14 protein-coding genes are annotated in these 18,173 nt (G+C 60.1%); 6 read left to right on the forward strand and 8 right to left on the reverse strand.

Annotation, left to right across the window (positions count from 1 at the left end):
- Window positions 1-2 precede the first annotated feature (2 nt).
- The 4 genes from lspA to murJ form a co-directional block, all read right to left on the reverse strand.
- On the reverse strand, window positions 3-515 hold the full coding sequence (gene lspA / locus E4P00_RS14740) for a signal peptidase II (RefSeq protein ID WP_032877979.1): 513 nt from the start codon (window positions 513-515) through the stop codon (window positions 3-5).
- On the reverse strand, window positions 508-3,339 hold the full coding sequence (gene ileS / locus E4P00_RS14745; RefSeq protein WP_248131863.1) for an isoleucine--tRNA ligase: 2,832 nt from the start codon (window positions 3,337-3,339) through the stop codon (window positions 508-510). Before ileS ends, lspA begins: the two co-directional genes overlap by 8 nt.
- Before the next feature lie 14 nt (window positions 3,340-3,353).
- Entirely contained in the window at window positions 3,354-4,292 is a 939-nt protein-coding gene (gene ribF, locus E4P00_RS14750) for a bifunctional riboflavin kinase/FAD synthetase (protein WP_003188404.1), read from the reverse strand.
- 119 nt (window positions 4,293-4,411) lie between these two features.
- On the reverse strand, window positions 4,412-5,950 hold the full coding sequence (gene murJ / locus E4P00_RS14755; protein WP_078820255.1) for a murein biosynthesis integral membrane protein MurJ: 1,539 nt from the start codon (window positions 5,948-5,950) through the stop codon (window positions 4,412-4,414).
- 253 nt (window positions 5,951-6,203) lie between these two features.
- On the opposite strand from murJ, the gene rpsT reads away from it, so the two are divergent.
- Window positions 6,204-6,482 (forward strand): 30S ribosomal protein S20, encoded by a 279-nt coding sequence (gene rpsT / locus E4P00_RS14760; RefSeq protein WP_003188401.1) that lies wholly within the window; start codon window positions 6,204-6,206, stop codon window positions 6,480-6,482.
- Window positions 6,483-6,745: 263 nt separating this feature from the next.
- Here the strand turns inward: rpsT and E4P00_RS14765 are convergent, their stop codons facing one another.
- Window positions 6,746-7,231: a peptidylprolyl isomerase gene (locus E4P00_RS14765; protein ID WP_003171645.1), complete on the reverse strand. Its 486-nt coding sequence runs from the start codon at window positions 7,229-7,231 to the stop codon at window positions 6,746-6,748.
- On the opposite strand from E4P00_RS14765, the gene E4P00_RS14770 reads away from it, so the two are divergent.
- The 3 genes from E4P00_RS14770 to E4P00_RS14780 all read left to right on the forward strand — a co-directional run bounded on the left by E4P00_RS14770 (window position 7,230) and on the right by E4P00_RS14780 (window position 10,599).
- Window positions 7,230-7,520 carry a DUF3565 domain-containing protein gene (locus E4P00_RS14770; RefSeq protein ID WP_078820254.1) on the forward strand — a complete coding sequence of 97 codons (291 nt, stop codon included), beginning with the start codon at window positions 7,230-7,232 and terminating at the stop codon, window positions 7,518-7,520. The genes E4P00_RS14765 and E4P00_RS14770 overlap by 2 nt on opposite strands.
- A 79-nt stretch (window positions 7,521-7,599) precedes the next feature.
- Entirely contained in the window at window positions 7,600-9,699 is a 2,100-nt protein-coding gene (gene pta, locus E4P00_RS14775; protein WP_248131865.1) for a phosphate acetyltransferase, read from the forward strand.
- Entirely contained in the window at window positions 9,700-10,599 is a 900-nt protein-coding gene (locus E4P00_RS14780; protein WP_078820252.1) for an acyltransferase, read from the forward strand.
- 193 nt (window positions 10,600-10,792) lie between these two features.
- Here E4P00_RS14780 and cysN read toward each other — a convergent pair whose 3' ends face one another.
- From cysN to E4P00_RS14795, 3 genes are all read right to left on the reverse strand, one after another.
- On the reverse strand, window positions 10,793-12,691 hold the full coding sequence (gene cysN, locus E4P00_RS14785) for a sulfate adenylyltransferase subunit CysN (protein ID WP_005784642.1): 1,899 nt from the start codon (window positions 12,689-12,691) through the stop codon (window positions 10,793-10,795).
- A gap of 9 nt (window positions 12,692-12,700) precedes the next feature.
- A complete protein-coding gene (cysD, locus tag E4P00_RS14790; protein WP_005784641.1) occupies window positions 12,701-13,618 on the reverse strand; it encodes a sulfate adenylyltransferase subunit CysD in 918 nt (305 codons plus the stop codon).
- Between the two features lie 259 nt (window positions 13,619-13,877).
- The gene (locus tag E4P00_RS14795) at window positions 13,878-14,636 is read right to left on the reverse strand and encodes a Nif3-like dinuclear metal center hexameric protein (RefSeq protein WP_032877985.1); all 759 of its coding nucleotides are present in this window, start codon (window positions 14,634-14,636) and stop codon (window positions 13,878-13,880) included.
- 101 nt (window positions 14,637-14,737) lie between these two features.
- Between E4P00_RS14795 and algW the strand changes: the two genes are divergently transcribed.
- Together algW and E4P00_RS14805 are read left to right on the forward strand one after the other, a co-directional pair.
- Window positions 14,738-15,898 carry a Do family serine endopeptidase AlgW gene (gene algW / locus E4P00_RS14800; protein ID WP_005784639.1) on the forward strand — a complete coding sequence of 387 codons (1,161 nt, stop codon included), beginning with the start codon at window positions 14,738-14,740 and terminating at the stop codon, window positions 15,896-15,898.
- A gap of 110 nt (window positions 15,899-16,008) precedes the next feature.
- A complete protein-coding gene (locus E4P00_RS14805) occupies window positions 16,009-18,102 on the forward strand; it encodes a TonB-dependent siderophore receptor (protein WP_248131867.1) in 2,094 nt (697 codons plus the stop codon).
- The last annotated feature ends 71 nt before the right edge of the window (window positions 18,103-18,173 follow it).

Raw genomic sequence — 18,173 nt, forward strand, 5'->3', positions numbered from 1 at the left:
GATCAGTCATTGACGGTTTCTCCGGTTTTCTTGCTCTTGAACATATCCAGCGCCAGCATGATTGCGCCGACGGTGATAGCACTGTCGGCAAAGTTGAACGCCGGGAAGTAGTGGCGGTTCTGCCAATGCACCAGGATAAAGTCGATCACATGGCCCAGGGCGATGCGGTCATACAGGTTGCCCAGCGCGCCACCCAACACTAGGGCCAGCGCGATGGCCAGCCAGGTGTCGTCGCGGCCCAGGCGCTTGAGCCACACCACCAGTACGGCACTTACCACCACGGCGATCACAGCAAACAGCCAGCGCTGCCAGCCACCGCCGTCAGCGAGGAAGCTGAAGGCGGCGCCAGTGTTGTAGGCCAGGGTCCAGCTGAAATAATCCGGGATCACCACGATTTGCTGGAACATTTCCAGGGAGCCCTCGAAGTGAGCCTTGCTGACCTGGTCAATGACCAGGACCAGCAGGCTCAGTACGAGCCAGCCCAGACGTCCGAAACGACTGTCTGCATTAGGCATAGTGGCGAACCTCGCCTTCACCGCTGATGTTGTCGACACAACGACCGCAGATTTCCGGGTGCTCAGGGTTCACGCCGACGTCTTCACGGCAGTGCCAGCAACGAGCGCACTTGGGGAAGGCCGACTTGACCACTTTGAGCTTAAGGCCAGGCACTTCGGTAGCCACCGCATCTGCCGGAGCCTGGGTAAACGGCGCCAGGCTCGCAGTAGAGGTGATCAGCACGAAGCGCAGCTCGTTGCTCAGCTTGGCCAGGTCGGCGGTCAGGCCGTCTTCGGCAAACAGGGTGACTTCGGCTTGCAGGTTGCCACCCACGGCCTTGGCCGCACGCTGGACTTCCAGTTCCTTGTTCACCGCAACCTTGACGGCCATCACGCCTTCCCAGTACTCGCGGCCCAGTTCGAAGTCAGCCGGCAGTTCGGTCAGGCCTTCGTACCAGGTGTTGAGCATGACGGACTCGTTACGCTCGCCCGGCAGGTACTCCCACAGTTCGTCAGCGGTGAATGCCAGAATCGGTGCGATCCAGCGCACCAGCGCTTCGCTGATGTGGTACAGCGCGGTCTGCGCCGAACGGCGCGCCTTGCTGTTGGCGCCAGTGGTGTACTGGCGGTCCTTGATGATGTCGAGGTAGAAACCACCCAGCTCCTGCACGCAGAAGTTGTGGATCTTGGAGTAGACGTTCCAGAAGCGGTATTCGCCGTAGTGTTCCTGCAACTCGCGCTGCAGCAACAAGGTACGGTCCACAGCCCAACGGTCGAGGGCGAGCATGTCTTCGGCCGGCAGCAGGTCGCTGGCCGGGTTGAAGCCGGTCAGGTTCGACAGCATGAATCGCGCGGTATTGCGGATACGGCGGTAGGCGTCGGCGCTGCGGGCCAGGATCTGGTCCGAGACGGCGATTTCACCCGAGTAATCGGTGGAAGCCACCCACAGGCGCATGATGTCGGCGCCCAAGGTGTCGTTGATCTTTTTCGGCTCGATCACGTTCTTCAGCGATTTGGACATCTTGCGGCCCGTCTCGTCGACGGTGAAGCCGTGGGTCAGCAGCTCGCGGTACGGCGCATGGTTGTCGATGGCGCAACCGGTGAGCAACGACGAGTGGAACCAGCCACGGTGTTGGTCCGAACCTTCCAGGTACAGGTCGGCACGCGGGCCGGTCTCGTGGCCCATCGGGTGCGAACCACGCAGCACATGCCAGTGAGTGGTGCCCGAATCGAACCACACGTCGAGGGTGTCGGTGATCTTGTCGTACAGCGGCGCTTCGTCGCCCAGCAGCTCGGCAGCGTCCAGCTTGAACCAGGCTTCGATGCCTTGCTGCTCGACACGCTGGGCCACGACTTCCATCAGCTCGACGGTGCGCGGGTGCAGCTCACCGCTTTCCTTGTTCAGGAAGAACGGGATCGGCACGCCCCAGTTGCGCTGGCGGGAGATGCACCAGTCCGGACGGTTGGCGATCATCGAGTGCAGGCGCGCCTGACCCCAGGACGGGACGAACTTGGTGTCTTCGATGGCCTTGAGCGAGCGTACACGCAAGGTGTCGCCGCTGGTCGGCTCTTTGTCCATGCCGATAAACCACTGCGCCGTAGCGCGGTAGATCAGCGGGGTCTTGTGACGCCAGCAATGCATATAGCTGTGCTGGATGGCGGCGGTTTGCATCAACGCACCGACTTCACGCAGTTTTTCGATGATCGGCTGGTCAGCCTTGAAGATGAACTGGCCACCAAAGAACTCGAGCGAAGGCACGTATACGCCGTTGCTCTGCACCGGGTTGATGATGTCGTCGTTGACCATGCCGTACTTCTTGCAGATCACGAAGTCGTCCACGCCATAGGCAGGCGAGCAGTGGACAATGCCGGTACCCGAACCCAGCTCGACGTAGTCAGCCAGGTACACTGGCGACAGACGGTCATAGAACGGGTGACGGAAGTTGATCAGTTCCAGCGCGGAGCCGGTGGCGGTGGCGATCACCGAGCCTTGCAACTCGTAGCGGGCAAGGCACGACTCGACCATTTCTTCGGCCAGCACCAACAGGCGATCACCGACATCCACCAGAGCGTAGGTGAATTCCGGGTGCACGTTCAGCGCCTGGTTGGCCGGGATGGTCCACGGGGTGGTGGTCCAGATCACGATGGCAGCCGGCTTGGCCAGGCTTGCCAGGCCGAATGCCTCGGCCAGCTTGGCGTCATCGGCAATCGGGAAGGCCACGTCGATGGTCGACGACTTTTTGTCTTCGTATTCGACTTCCGCTTCGGCCAGGGCCGAACCGCAGTCAAAGCACCAGTTCACGGGCTTGAGACCCTTGAACACGAAGCCGCCCTTGACGATTTCAGCCAAGGCACGGATTTCACCGGCCTCGTTCTTGAAGTTCATGGTCTTGTAGGGATTGTCCCACTCGCCCAGCACGCCCAGGCGAATGAATTCGGACTTCTGCCCTTCGATCTGCTCGGTGGCGTAGGCACGGCAGAGTTCGCGGGTCTTGTCCGCGCCCAGGTTCTTGCCGTAGGTCACTTCGACTTTGTGCTCGATCGGCAGGCCATGGCAGTCCCAGCCCGGAACGTACGGCGCGTCAAAGCCCGACAGGGTTTTGGAGCGCAGGATCATGTCCTTGAGAATCTTGTTCAGCGCATGACCGATATGAATCGTGCCGTTGGCATAAGGAGGGCCGTCGTGCAGGACGAATTTCGGACGATCCTTGCCAATTTCGCGCAACTTTCCGTACAGGCCAATACTGTTCCAGCGCTGCAGGATCTGCGGTTCGCGCTGTGGCAGGCCGGCCTTCATTGGGAAGGCGGTGTCCGGAAGGTTTAGCGTGGCTTTATAGTCGGTCATTTAAGGCTCTTCGGTTAGCGATGGGCGCTAGGTGCGGCTAGTGCACGGGCGGCGGCGACATCCGCATTGATCGCCGTTTTCAACGCCTCCAGGGAGGCGAAACGCTGCTCTTCACGCAGCTTCTGGTGGAAAACCACCGTCAAACGCCGGTCGTATAAATCACCGGCAAAATCCAAAAGGTGAACTTCCAGGTGGGCCTTGCCATCACCTGCAACCGTGGGCCTGACGCCTATATTGGCGACTCCCGGCCACGATTGGCCGTCGATGTCGACGCTCACCAGGTAAACCCCAGTCAGCGGCACTCGGCGGCGCTTGAGTTGCACGTTGGCAGTTGGCGTGCCCAATTGGCGCGCCAGCTTCTGGCCGTGCAGTACCCGCCCGGCAATGCGGAACGGGCGACCGAGCAAACGCTCGGCCAGGTCGAAGTCGGCGGCAGCCAAGGCGTTACGCACCTGGGTGCTGCTCACACGCAGGCCGTCCAGTTCGACGGTTTGGGCGGCTTCAACGGTAAAGCCCTGGTTGACGCCGGCATGTTGCAGGAAATCGAAATCCCCGACCCGATCGCAACCGAAATGGAAGTCGTCACCAACCTCCAGGTGTTGTACACCCAGGCCATCGACCAGGATGCGGTCGACGAACTCGGCGGCGCTGAGGCTGCGCAAACGCTGGTTGAAAGCCAGGCAGAGGACGCGGTCCACGCCCTCCTCCGCCAGCAGTTGCAGCTTGTCGCGCAAGCGCGCCAAACGGGCCGGCGCTGTTTCCGGGGTAAAGAACTCCCGCGGTTGTGGCTCGAAAATCACCACACAGCTGGGCACACCCAACTCGACCGCACGCTCGCGCAGCCTTGCCAGGATAGCCTGGTGGCCACGGTGAACACCGTCAAAGTTGCCAATAGTGGCGACGCAGCCCCGATGCTCGGGGCGCAGGTTGTGGAGACCTCGAACCAGCTGCATAACGCGCTTCTTGCTCATAAAGTGGTCGATTATAACCACACCCGGCCCCGGACGACAGGCAACAGCGCAGGCCAAATGGGTCGAATCGATAAAACAATCGTTTTATCGCGGCGAAGTCTCTATCCCAGCGACTTGCGATTGAAATCCCGCAGGCGGAAACCCTGCAACAGCAACATCCCGAAGTACACCGCTACGCCCGCGACCACCAATACACCCAGGCGCATAAAGCGCTCAAGCATATCCCCATCGCCCCAGGCCGGCATCACGTGCATCAAGCCCACCAGCACGGCGGACATCGCAGCCACCGCCACGAGCAACTTGAGGGTAAACATTCCCCAACCCGGCTGTGGTTGATACATCTGCTGTTTGCGCAGTTGATAAAACAGCAGGCCTGCATTGATACAAGCTCCGGCACTGATCGCCAGCGCCAGCCCGGCATGGGCCAAAGGACCGATAAATACCAGGTTGAGCAGTTGCGTGACAATCAGCGTGAAAATCGCGATTTTCACCGGCGTACGGATGTTCTGCTGTGCGTAGAAGCCCGGTGCCAGCACCTTGATCACAATAATGCCGAGCAGACCGACAGAGTAGGCAACCAGTGCGTGCTGGGTCATCAACGCGTCGTGCGCATCGAATTGCCCGTATTGAAACAGCGAGACCGTCAGCGGCTCGGCCAGGATTCCCAGGGCCAGTGCGCATGGCAACACCAACAGAAAGCACAGACGCAGGCCCCAATCGAGAATGCGCGAATACTCCTGACGATCCTTGCTGGCATAGGTGCGTGCCAGGGTAGGCAGCAGGATCGTGCCCAATGCCACACCAAGCACACCGGATGGCAACTCCATCAAGCGGTCGGCGTAGTACATCCACGATACCGAGCCGGATACCAGCAACGAGGCGAACGCGGTGTTGATGATCAGGGAAATCTGACTGACCGATACCCCGAGTATCGCCGGCAGCATATTGCGCATCACGCGCCAGACGCCGGTGTCCTTGAGGTTCAGGCGTGGCAGTACGAGCATGCCGATTTTTTTCAGGTGCGGCAGTTGGTACAGCAACTGCGCCAGGCCGCCGGCCAGGACCGCCCAGCCCAGGGCCATGACGGGCGGATCGAAATACGGCGTAAGGAACAGCGCAAAAATAATCATGCTGACGTTCAGCAAGGTCGGCACAAAGGCCGGTACCGAGAAACGATTCCAGGTATTGAGGATCGCCCCGGCGAGCGAAGACAGGGAAATCAGCAATATATAAGGAAAGGTCACCCGCAGCAGATCAGTGGTGAGCGCAAACTTTTCCGGCGTATTGGCAAAACCGGGCGCCGTGGCCCAGATCACCCAGGGCGCGGCGAGCATCCCGACGATGGTTACCAGCATCAGTACCAGCGTCAGCAAACCCGAGACGTAGGCGATGAACGTACGAGTCGCCTCCTCGCCATGCTGGGTCTTGTATTCGGCCAGAATCGGCACGAACGCCTGGGAGAACGCGCCTTCGGCAAAGATCCGTCGCAGCAGGTTGGGGAGTTTGAAGGCAATAAAGAAGGCATCCGTGGCCATACTGGCGCCAAAGATGCGCGCCAGCAGAGTGTCACGCACAAACCCCAAAACCCGGGAGATCATCGTGATAGAGCTGACCGCAGCCAACGATTTGAGCAGATTCATTGAAAGAGTTTGCGCCTATAGATAAAGAGCAGGCGAACAAAGCGCCCACTTATGCGATACTGCGCGCCTGCAACAGCACAGAGCCAAAGCTCGCGAGTTTACAGGTCAAGCGCCGGAAATAAATCACCCGCCTCTTCAGATCGACCACTCAGCAGTTCGCATCAGCCGCCCTTGACAACCCATCAAGTCATCGGCATGATTCGCGGCCTATTTTGTTTGCTATTTCCTAAAAAGTCTTTCGAGGAGCTCGACGGTGGCCAACACACCTTCCGCCAAAAAACGTGCAAAACAGGCTGAGAAGCGTCGCAGCCACAACGCCAGCCTGCGTTCCATGGTTCGTACCTACATCAAGAATGTAGTTAAAGCCATCGACACCAAAGACGCTGAAAAAGCTCAAGCTGCTTACGTTCTGGCCGTGCCAGTTATCGACCGTATGGCCGATAAAGGCATCATCCACAAGAACAAGGCCGCTCGCCATAAGAGCCGCCTGAATGGCCACATCAAGGCTCTGAGCGTTCCTGCTGCAGCCTAAGTGGTAACAACTGCCACGCAGCCCAGGCTGCGTAACAGTTAAGAAATGCCCCGTACCGAAAGGTCCGGGGCATTTTTGTTTGCCCAAAGATTCATCACAACTTCCCTTGTGGGAGGGGGCTTGCTCCCGATGGCGGTGTGTCAGTCAGAATATCTGGTACTGATACACCGCTATCGGGAGCAAGCCCCCTCCCACATTAAAACGCAAAAAAAAACGCCCCGAACCAGTCGGGGCGTTTTTGCTACCGATTGATCAAACCACAATCAATGGTGGTGACCGCCTTCACCGTGGACGTGGCCGTGAGCCACTTCTTCCTGGGAAGCATCGCGGATGGCAACGATTTTCACTTGGAAGTTCAGGCGCTGGCCAGCCAGAGGGTGGTTGCCGTCGACAGTCACATCATCGCCGTCCAAGTCACGGATGGTGACGATCTGCATTTGGCCGTCCGGCGCGGAAGCGTGGAACTGCATGCCCACTTCCAGCTCGTCAACGCCTTCGAACATGCTGCGGCTCAAAGTGCTGACCAGCTCGGCGGAGTATTCGCCGTAGGCATCTTCAGGTTCTACGGCTACGGTCAGTTCGTCACCGACTGCCTTGCCTTCCAGGGCCTTTTCCAGGCCTGGGATGATGTTACCTGCGCCTTGCAGGTAGACCAGCGGCGCGCCGCCGGCTGAGCTGTCGATGACCTCACCAGCGTCGTTGGTCAGGGTATAGTCGATGGAGACAGCCTTGTTAGCGGCGATCGTCATGGGGCGAGACCTTTTGCATAAGAATGAAGAACGGACAAGTCTAAACAAGGATTTGCCCGAAAGCGAACAGAACCCGGACAGACGGGGCCGACCAACGGTCTCGACGATCACCGGATTCCACCAGGATGACGACCGGCACTGGGTTGCCGAGCTGTCCTGCGGCCACACCCAGCACCTGCGCCACCAGCCGCCGTGGCAGTCGCGCGCCTGGGTCGTCGACCCCGCGCAACGCCTTGAAAAAATAGGCCAACCCTTTGCGTGCGGCTGGTGTGCGCAAGTGCGCGAATAACGATAACCTTGACGCCTGATTCGCGGTAGGCGCCCATGCATAGGGCGCCACCCAAGCCATGCACCTCCAGAGAATTCGCATGCAGACTTTTTTTATCGCGCCCACCGATTTTGGTGTGGGTCTGACCTCCATCAGCCTTGGGCTGGTGCGCACCCTGGAACGGGCCGGCCTTAAAGTCGGCTTCTTCAAACCGATTGCCCAGCCACACCCGGGCGATACCGGTCCGGAGCGCTCCACTGAGCTGGTGGCACGTACCCACGGCCTGAAGCCACCACAACCCCTGGGCCTGGCCCATGTGGAGCGAATGCTCGGCGACGGCCAACTCGATGAGCTGCTTGAAGAAATCATCACCCTGTATCAGCAGGCCGCCGTAGGCAAAGACGTGCTGATCGTCGAAGGCATGGTGCCGACCCGCAGCGCCAGCTACGCCGCGCGGGTCAACCTGCACCTGGCCAAGAGCCTGGATGCGGAAGTGATCCTGGTCTCGGCGCCGGAGAACGAAGTGCTCACCGAGCTCTCTGGCCGGGTGGAATTGCAGGCCCAACTGTTCGGCGGCCCCAAAGACCCGAAAGTATTGGGCGTGATCCTCAACAAAGTGCGCACCGACGAAAGCATGGAGGCATTCTCGGCGCGCCTTAAAGAGCACTCGCCGTTGTTGCGCAGCGGCGATTTCCGCCTGCTTGGCTGCATCCCCTACCAGCCCGAACTCAATGCCCCGCGCACCCGCGATGTGGCCGACCTGATGGGTGCGCAGGTCCTCAACGCCGGTGACTATGAAACCCGGCGCATGACCAAGATCATCATTTGCGCCCGTACCATGCGCAACACCGTAGAGCTGCTCAAGCCCGGCGTCCTGGTGGTTACCCCCGGCGATCGCGACGACATCATCCTCGCCGTCAGCCTGGCCGCGATCAACGGCGTGCCGCTGGCCGGCCTGCTGCTGACCAGCGACACCCTGCCCGACCCGCGCATCATGGATCTGTGCCGCGGCGCCTTCCAGGGCGGGTTACCAGTGCTGTCGGTGAGCACCGGCTCCTACGACACCGCCAACCAGCTCAATAGCCTCAACAAGGAAATCCCCATCGATGACCGTGAGCGCGCGGAGATCATCACCGACTTCGTCGCCAGCCACCTCGACGCACGCTGGCTGCACCAACGGTGTGGCACGCCCAGGGAGATGCGCCTGTCGCCGGCGGTGTTCCGCTACCAGTTGATCCAACGGGCCCAGGCCGCCAACAAGCGCATCGTGTTGCCCGAGGGCAGCGAGCCGCTGACGGTGCAGGCCGCCGCCATCTGCCAGGCCCGAGGCATTGCCCGCTGCGTGCTGTTGGCCAAACCGGCGGATGTCGAAGCGGTCGCCCGTGCCCAGGGTATCGAGCTACCCGAGGGCCTGGAGATTCTTGACCCGGACCTGATTCGCCAGCGCTATGTCGAGCCGATGGTTGCCTTGCGCAAGACCAAGAGCCTCAACGCACCAATGGCCGAGCAACAGCTGGAAGACACAGTGGTGATCGCCACCATGATGCTCGCCCTGGACGAAGTGGACGGCCTGGTCTCCGGCGTCATCCACTCCACCGCCAATACCATTCGCCCGGCCCTGCAACTGATCAAGACCGCGCCGGGCTGCACCCTGGTGTCGTCGGTGTTCTTCATGCTGTTCCCCGAGCAGGTGCTGGTGTACGGCGACTGTGTGATGAACCCACACCCAAGCGCCGCGGAACTGGCGGAAATCGCCTTGCAAAGCGCCGATTCCGCCGCCGCGTTCGGCATCACGCCACGCGTGGCGATGATCAGCTACTCCAGCGGTGATTCGGCCAGCGGCGAAGAAGTTGAAAAAGTCCGCGAAGCCACCCTGCTCGCCCACGAACAGCAAGGCTCGCTGCTGATCGACGGACCGCTGCAATACGACGCCGCCGCCAATGAAAGCGTGGCCCGGCAATTGGCGCCCAATAGCCAGGTGGCGGGCAAGGCCACGGTGTTCGTGTTCCCCGACCTGAACACCGGCAACACCACTTACAAAGCCGTGCAACGCAGCGCCGATTGCGTGAGCCTGGGGCCGATGCTCCAGGGCCTGCGCAAACCGGTCAACGACCTGCCGCGCGGCGCCCAGGTAGACGACATCGTGTACACCATCGCGCTGACTGCGATCCAAGCCGCCAACCGACCTATGGATATCTAAATGCTGGATTTTCTACCTGCCGCCGTACGCGGGGTGATCGCTTCGCTGTTGCTGGCGCTGAACACGATCCTGCTGTGCTCGTTCCTGTTTATTGTCGCGCTGTTCAAGGCACTGCCCTTCGCCAAGCGCTTCAGCGAATGGCTGATGAACCACACCCACGAAGCCTGGGTGACCAACAACAAAGGCTGGATGAACCTGGTGCGCCGCACACGCTGGCACCTAAGCGGCCTTGAAGGCCTGGACTATCAGCATTCGTATCTGGTGACCAGCAACCACCAGAGCTGGGTCGATATCATGGTGCTGCAATACGTGCTCAATCGGCGCATTCGCCCGCTGAAGTTTTTCCTCAAGCAAGAGCTGATCTGGGTGCCGGTGATTGGTCTGGCGTGGTGGGCACTGGGCTTTCCGTTCATGAAGCGCTACACCAAGGCTTATCTTGAGAAGCACCCGGAAAAGAAAGGCAAGGACCTGGAAACCACCCGCAAGACCTGTGCGAAGTTTCGCGACAACCCCGTGGGGATTTTCAACTTTGCCGAAGGCACACGCTTTACGCCGGGCAAGCATGCGCAGCAACAGTCACCGTTTCGCTACCTGCTTAAACCCAAGGCGGGCGGCATTGCGTTTGTGCTGGATGCCATGGGCGAGCAGCTCAAATCATTGGTGAATGTGACCATCCATTACCCTGCCGGGCGCCCAGGCTATTGGGATTTGCTGTGCGGCAATGTGAAGGAGGTGGTGGTGCATTTTGAAGAGGTGCAGATCCCGGCTGAATTCATTGGCAAGAATTATGAGCAGGATGGGGAGTACCGGTTAGCGTTCCAGGGCTGGATCAACCGGTTGTGGGAAGACAAGGATGCGTTGCTGGAGCAGTTGCACAAAGACTTTCCAGCCAGCCGCTGATCAGCATGTGGATGCAATTCAATGTGGGAGCTGGCTTGCCTGCGATAGCGGTGGATCAGCTAAGGATAAATAAACTGACAGTCCGCCATCGCAGGCAAGCCAGCTCCCACATTGACCGAGTCCACATTTGAGAATGTGTAAAAAGCCCGCCACCGATCACTCGGTGGCGGGCTTTTTTGTGCGGCAATAAAGCCTAGATCGCGCCGCGCTGACGCAACAACTCCAGCACTTGCTTGACGCTGTCTTCCAGCGACAAGGCCTGGGTATCGATCACCAGGTCGGCATTCAACGGCACGTCGTACGGGAAGGACTCGCCAGGGATGTTATCCCCACCGGCCGCGTACAAACCTTGCGGATCACGCTCGGCACATACCAGCGGCGACGCCTGCACATAGACGGTCAGCAGGCGATCACTGCCAATCAGCGCCTTGGCCTGTTCACGGCCTTCGGCATCCGGCGCGACAAAAGCCGCAAGGGTCAGCAAACCGGCTTCGTTGAACTGACGCGCCACGTGAGCCGCACGGCGCCAGTTCTCGGTACGCCCGGCACGGTCCTGAGGCAAGCCTTTGTTCAGGTCATGCCGCAGGTTCTGGCCGTCCAGCACGAACACCGCACGCCCCATGTCGAACAGCTTGCGCTCAACCGCATAGGCCAACGTGCTCTTGCCGGCACCCGACAAGCCGCTGAACAACACGGTGGCCGGTTGCTGGCCGAAACGCAGGGCACGTTCTTCAGTGGCCACGTGTGCCAATTTGTCGTGCTGCGCTGCACCGCCCTGGCTGGCCGGTGGCGCGATGATCATGCCCGCGGCCACGGTGCCATTGGTCAGGCGGTCGATGACGATAAAGGCACCGGTGGTGCGATTGCTGTCATAGCCATCCAACGCAATGGCGGCATCAAGGCTGACCTTGACCCGGCCAATTTCGTTGAGCTGCAGCGAACTCGCCGGGCCTTCGGCCAGGGTGTTCACGTCCACGCGATGCACGATGCTGGTGATAGAGCCCGGCACGTAGCTGGTAGCGCGCTTGATGTCGTATTTCTTGCCCGGCAGCATCGGCTCTTCAGCCATCCACACGAGCATGGCGTCGAACGCATCGGTCACTTGCGGCACATTGTCGGCATGCACCAACAGGTCGCCACGGGAGATATCGATCTCGTCTTCCATGGTCAGGGTCACGGCCTGGCCTGGGCCGGCGTGCTCCAGCTCACCTTCGAAGGTGACGATGGATTTGACCCGGCTGCGTTTGCGTGACGGCAGCACCACGACTTCGTCGCCTTTGTGCACGATGCCGCTGGCAAGAGTGCCGGCAAAACCACGGAAGTTCAGGTTCGGGCGGTTGACGTACTGCACCGGGAAACGCAGGTCGGTGTAGTTGCGGTCGTTGGCGATCTCGACGGTCTCGAGGATCTCCATCAGCGACTGGCCGGTGTACCAGGGCGAACGCTCGCTCTTGTTCACCACGTTGTCGCCCTTGAGCGCCGACATCGGCACGAAGGCCAGGGTACTTGGCTTGAACGCGATGCCTTCCGCGAACTTCAGGTAATCGGCCTTGATCGACTCGAATACGCTTTGGTCAAAGCCGTTGATGTCCATCTTGTTGACGGCCACCACGATGTGCTTGATTCCCAGCAACGAGGCGATAAAGCTGTGGCGACGGGTCTGGGTCTGCACGCCATAGCGGGCGTCGATCAGGATAATCGCCAGGTCACAGGTGGACGCACCGGTGGCCATGTTGCGGGTGTACTGCTCATGGCCGGGGGTGTCGGCGATGATGAACTTGCGCTTGGCGGTGGAGAAGTAGCGGTAGGCAACATCGATGGTGATGCCCTGCTCACGCTCGGCCTGCAGGCCGTCGACCAGCAAGGCCAGGTCGATGTCATCGCCGGTGGTGCCGGACTTCTTCGAATCGCGGGTGATGGCTTCCAGGTGATCTTCGTAGATCATCTTGGAGTCGTGCAGCAGGCGCCCGATCAGGGTGCTCTTGCCGTCGTCGACGTTGCCGCAGGTCAGGAAGCGCAACATCTCTTTGCGCTCGTGCTGGCCCAGGTAGGCGAGGATGTCCTCGCTGATCAAATCAGATTGATGCGACATGACAGCCCCTTAGAAATAGCCTTGACGTTTTTTATCTTCCATGGAGCCTGCGCCATCGTGGTCGATGACCCGGCCCTGGCGCTCGGAAGTTCGCGTCAGGAGCATTTCCTGAATGATGTCCGTCAGCGTCTCGGCTTCGGACTCCACCGCGCCCGTCAACGGGTAGCAGCCAAGGGTACGGAAACGGACTTTCTTTTTGACGATGCGGGCTTTGTCTTCGTCGGACAGGTGTTCGAGGATGCGGTCGTCGTCGATCATGATCAACGTGCCGTTCTTCTCGATCACTTCGCGCTCGGCGGCGAAGTACAACGGCACGATCGGGATACCTTCCAGGTAGATGTACTGCCAGATATCCAACTCGGTCCAGTTGGACAACGGGAACACGCGGATCGACTCGCCCTTGTTGACGTTGCCGTTGTAAACGTTCCACAGCTCCGGACGTTGGTTCTTCGGGTCCCAGCGGTGCTTGCTGTCGCGGAACGAGTACACGCGCTCTTTGGCACGAGACTTCTCTTCATCGCGACGGGCGCCGCCGAACGCTGCATCGAAACCATGCTTGTCCAGGGCTTGCTTGAGGCCCTCGGTCTTCATGATATCGGTGTGCTTGGCGCTGCCGTGGGTGAAGGGGTTGATACCCTGCGCCACACCATCCGGGTTGACGTGAGTGATCAGGTCCAGACCAAGCTCTTCGACCATTTTGTCGCGGAACTTGTACATTTCCTGGAATTTCCAGCGCGTGTCGACGTGCATCACTGGGAACGGCAGCTTGCCCGGGAAGAAAGCCTTGCGTGCCAGGTGCAACATCACGGCGGAGTCTTTACCGATCGAGTAGAGCATCACCGGGTTGTCGAACTCGGCGGCGACCTCGCGGATGATGTGGATGCTTTCCGCCTCCAGCTGTTTCAGATGCGTCAGTTTGTCGACCATGGTTACTCACGGAAAAACGATCTTATGGACGGCCAGGCGGGCCGTGTTCGAGCGGGGCATGCTAGCACAGCACCTTCTTCTATTCAGGGCGCCATCTAGATCGAAACGGTATATGAATATACCGACCAGTTTGGCCGCAAATAGACTCAAGTGTGGGAGGGGGCTTGCTCCCGATAGCAGTGTGTCAGTTAGTACATATTTCAATGATCCATCGCCATCGGGAGCAAGCCCCCTCCCACATTCAGTCGCGCTCTAAGGCTCAGATCGGGTTCGGGCAGTCGATAAATAAATGCTCCAGGGCAAAGCGTCGCGCCAGGTAATCGCCCAACGCCTGCACCCCATAGCGCTCGGTGGCGTGATGACCGGCAGCAATGAAGCTGACGTCGTTTTCACGGGCGCTGTGGAAGGTCTGCTCGGATGCCTCGCCGCTCAGGTACAGGTCGACCCCGGCGGCAATCGCCTGGTCGATATAGCCCTGGCCACCTCCGGTGCACCAGCCGACGCGGCGGATCATCTGGCTGCCTTCGACCAACAGCGGTTCGCGCCCCATTGCATCCTGCACACGGCGGGCGAAATCACGCGGTGACAAAGGTTCGGCCAGCGACCCCACCAAGCCGACCACCTTGGGGTTGCTCGGGTCCAACGGGCCTTCGACGGTGATGTCCAGTTGCTTGGCCAGTTGCACGTTATTGCCCACCTCAGGGTGAAGGTCCAATGGCAGGTGATAGGCCAATAGGCTGATGTCGTGCTTGAGCAGGGTTCTCAGGCGGCGCTGCTTCATGCCGGTGATACACGGGCTCTCGCCCTTCCAGAAATAACCATGATGCACCAGCACCAGGTCGGCCCCGGCTTCGACGGCGGCGTCCAGCAGCGCCTGGCTTGCGGTCACACCGCTGACGATGCGCATCACCTGCGGGCGGCCCTCGACCTGCAAGCCATTGGGGCAATAATCGGCAATTTTGGCACTGCCAAGGTAGCGGTCGGCTTCCTCAACGAGGGTGGTAAGAGGGACGGCCATAAAAGACTCCTAAATATCCGGTTCGCAGGCATCGCAGCCTCGTATAATGCGCGACATTATGGGCGCTCGCCCGCCCCCTGCAACCTGTCAGGACTTACTTGATGCTCAAGGCACTGCGTTTTTTTGGATGGCCATTGTTGGCTGGCGTGCTGATCGCGATGCTGATTATTCAGCGTTATCCCCAATGGGTGGGCCTGCCTACCCTGGATGTGAACCTGCAACAAGCACCGCAAACCAACACGGTGGTGCAGGGCCCGGTCACCTATGCCGACGCGGTCACCATTGCGGCCCCTGCGGTGGTCAACCTGTACACCACCAAGGTCATCAACAAACCGGCGCACCCGCTGTTCGAGGACCCGCAGTTTCGCCGCTATTTCGGTGACAACGGCCCCAAGCAGCGCCGCATGGAGTCGAGCCTGGGTTCCGGGGTAATCATGAGCCCCGAAGGCTACATCCTCACCAATAATCACGTGACTACCGGCGCCGACCAGATCGTGGTCGCCCTGCGTGATGGCCGCGAAACCCTGGCCCGTGTGGTGGGCAGCGACCCGGAAACCGACCTCGCAGTACTGAAAATCGATTTGAAGAACCTGCCATCGATCACCCTCGGTCGCTCCGACGGGTTGCGCGTGGGTGACGTAGCACTGGCTATCGGCAACCCGTTCGGCGTGGGCCAGACAGTCACCATGGGCATCATCAGCGCCACCGGGCGCAACCAGTTGGGCCTTAATAGCTACGAAGATTTCATCCAGACCGACGCAGCCATCAACCCGGGCAATTCCGGCGGTGCGCTGGTGGATGCCAATGGCAACCTGACCGGCATCAACACGGCGATTTTCTCCAAGTCCGGCGGCTCCCAAGGCATCGGTTTTGCGATCCCGGTGAAGCTGGCGATGGAAGTGATGAAGTCGATCATCGAACACGGCCAGGTCATTCGCGGCTGGCTGGGCATCGAAGTGCAACCCTTGACCAAGGAACTGGCCGAGTCGTTTGGCCTGACCGGACGCCCAGGCATCGTGGTCGCCGGGATCTTCCGCGATGGCCCGGCACAGAAAGCCGGCCTGGAGTTGGGCGATGTAATCCTCAGCATCGACGGTGCACCGGCCGGTGATGGCCGCAAGTCGATGAACCAGGTAGCGCGAATCAAACCGACCGACAAGGTGGCGATCCTGGTCATGCGTAACGGCAAGGAGATCAAGCTCTCGGCGGAAATCGGCCTGCGTCCGCCACCGGCGACCGCACCGATAAAAGAAGAGCAGTAGCCGATACGCCCAAGTGCCCGTCCGCGGGCACATGCAAGGCCACTTTTGCGGCGACTCATTCTCATTGGGCATGTTATATTGTTTCAATATCGCTATTGGAACGCTCTATCATGCCGTCTCGAAAGTTTGTGCCCTTGGCCGGCCTGGCCTTGGGTTTGCTGCTCGACCCTGCCTACGCCGAAGAAAACACCCTGGAACTGGACACCATCAGCGTAACCTCCGAGGCGTATGAGTCCGCCACAGGCCCGGTCCAAGGCTATCGCGCCACCCGCTCTGCCAGTGCCACCAAAACGGATACCGCCCTTCGCGACATACCGCAATCGATCAGCGTGATCCCCGCCACGGTGCTCAAGGACCTGGGCAGTACCAGCGTGGAGCGCGCCCTGGAATTTGCCGGCGGCGTATCCAAGCAAAACAACTTCGGTGGCCTGACCCTCTACGAATACAGCGTGCGCGGCTTCACCACGTCTGAGTTCTACCAGGACGGTTTCAGCGCCAACCGCGGTTACCCCAGTACGCCGGACGCGGCAAATATCGAACGTATTGAAGTTCTCAAAGGCCCCGCCGCCAGCTTGTATGGGCGTGGCGATCCTGGCGGCACGGTGAACATCATCACCAAGAAACCCCAGCCCGAAGCGTTCACCACCTTGCAAACCAGTGCTGGTAGTTGGGACCGCTACCGCACTGCGCTGGATGTGAATACGCCGCTGGACAGCGAGGGGCGCGTCTTGTCACGGGTGAATCTGGCGGTTGAAGACAAGCACAGTTTCCGCGATCACGTGGACGCTAAACGAGTGTTCGTCGCGCCGTCGTTCAGTTGGCAGTTGACCCCGGACACTCAGTTGCTGGTCGAAAGCGAATTCGTGCGCCACAGCTCCACCTTCGACCGGGGCATCGTCGCCGATACTGGCATGTCCCATTCCACCTTTCTCGGCGAGCCCAACGACGGCAATATCCGCAACCACAACAACCGCATCCAGGCCGCGCTGGAACACCACCTCAACGACGCCTGGAAGCTGCGCCTGGCCAGCCACTACAAGCAGGGCAGCCTGTGGGGCGATGCGTCGGAAAGCCGTGCATTGAAAGGGGATGGCCACACCCTCAGCCGTCGCTACCGTGAACGCTCCACCGGTTGGCATGACAGCATCACCCAGTTGGAACTGCGCGGGCTGTTCGATATCGGCAGCTGGCAGCATGAACTGCTGATCGGCACCGAATACGAGGATTACCGTAAAAAGGAACGCGTGACGGCGATTGGCGGTGACTACCCTATCGACATCTATAAACCGGTCTACGGCCAGGCCAAACCCAATGGCGCACGCTCCGGCACCGACTTCTTCGAACAGACCAAAAGCCACGCGCTGAACCTGCAAGACCAGATCATCTTCACCGACCGCCTGCGAGGCATGATCGGTGCGCGCTTCGAGCACTTCGAACAGAGCACCGAGAACTTCGCCCGCAACCACGCCAAAAGCCGCCAGACCCACGACGCCCTGACCCAACGCGCCGGCCTGCTCTATCAGCTCACACCACAAGTCGGGGTATTTGCCAACGCATCCACCTCGTTCAAGCCAAACAGCGGCCTGGATGCCGGCGGCAAATCCTTCAAGCCAGAAGAAGGCGTGGGCTATGAGGTGGGTATCAAGAGCGAGCTGTTTGACGAGCGCCTCAGCGCGACGCTCGCGGCCTTCCATATCGAAAAGGAAAACGTCCTCACCCTGGACCCGGCAACCAACACCGACCGCGCCATTGGCAAGGCGCGCAGCCAGGGGTTTGACCTGCAGGTGACCGGGCAAGTGACCGACGCCATACGCGTGATTGGCGCACTGGCCTATATCGACGCCGAAGTGACCAAGGGCGACAAAGCCATCCCCACGGGCAGTCGCATTCTCGGGGTCGCCAAGCGCAGCGGCAGTCTGTTGGGCGTTTATGAATTCCAGGATGGGGCGTTGCGCGGTTCAGACCTGGGGGCGGCGTTTACTTATGTGGGTGACCGTTCCGGCGAGGCGGGCACAGGCTTCGAACTGCCGGCCTACCACACCGTGGATTTACTGGCCCACTACAAGGCCACGAAGAATGTCACCGTGGGGCTGAACCTGAATAACCTGTTCGATGAGAAGTACTACGAGCGGTCCTACAGCCGCTATTGGACCAACCCCGGTGAACCGCGCAACCTCACCGTCAGCCTGACCCTCAATCTCTGACGAGCATAAAACTGAATGTGGGAGGGGGCTTGCTCCCGATAGCAGAGTATCAGGCAGTATATCTGTCACTG

It is taken from the genome of Pseudomonas sp. B329 (genome assembly GCF_023127835.1).
Lineage (GTDB): Bacteria > Pseudomonadota > Gammaproteobacteria > Pseudomonadales > Pseudomonadaceae > Aquipseudomonas > Aquipseudomonas synxantha_A.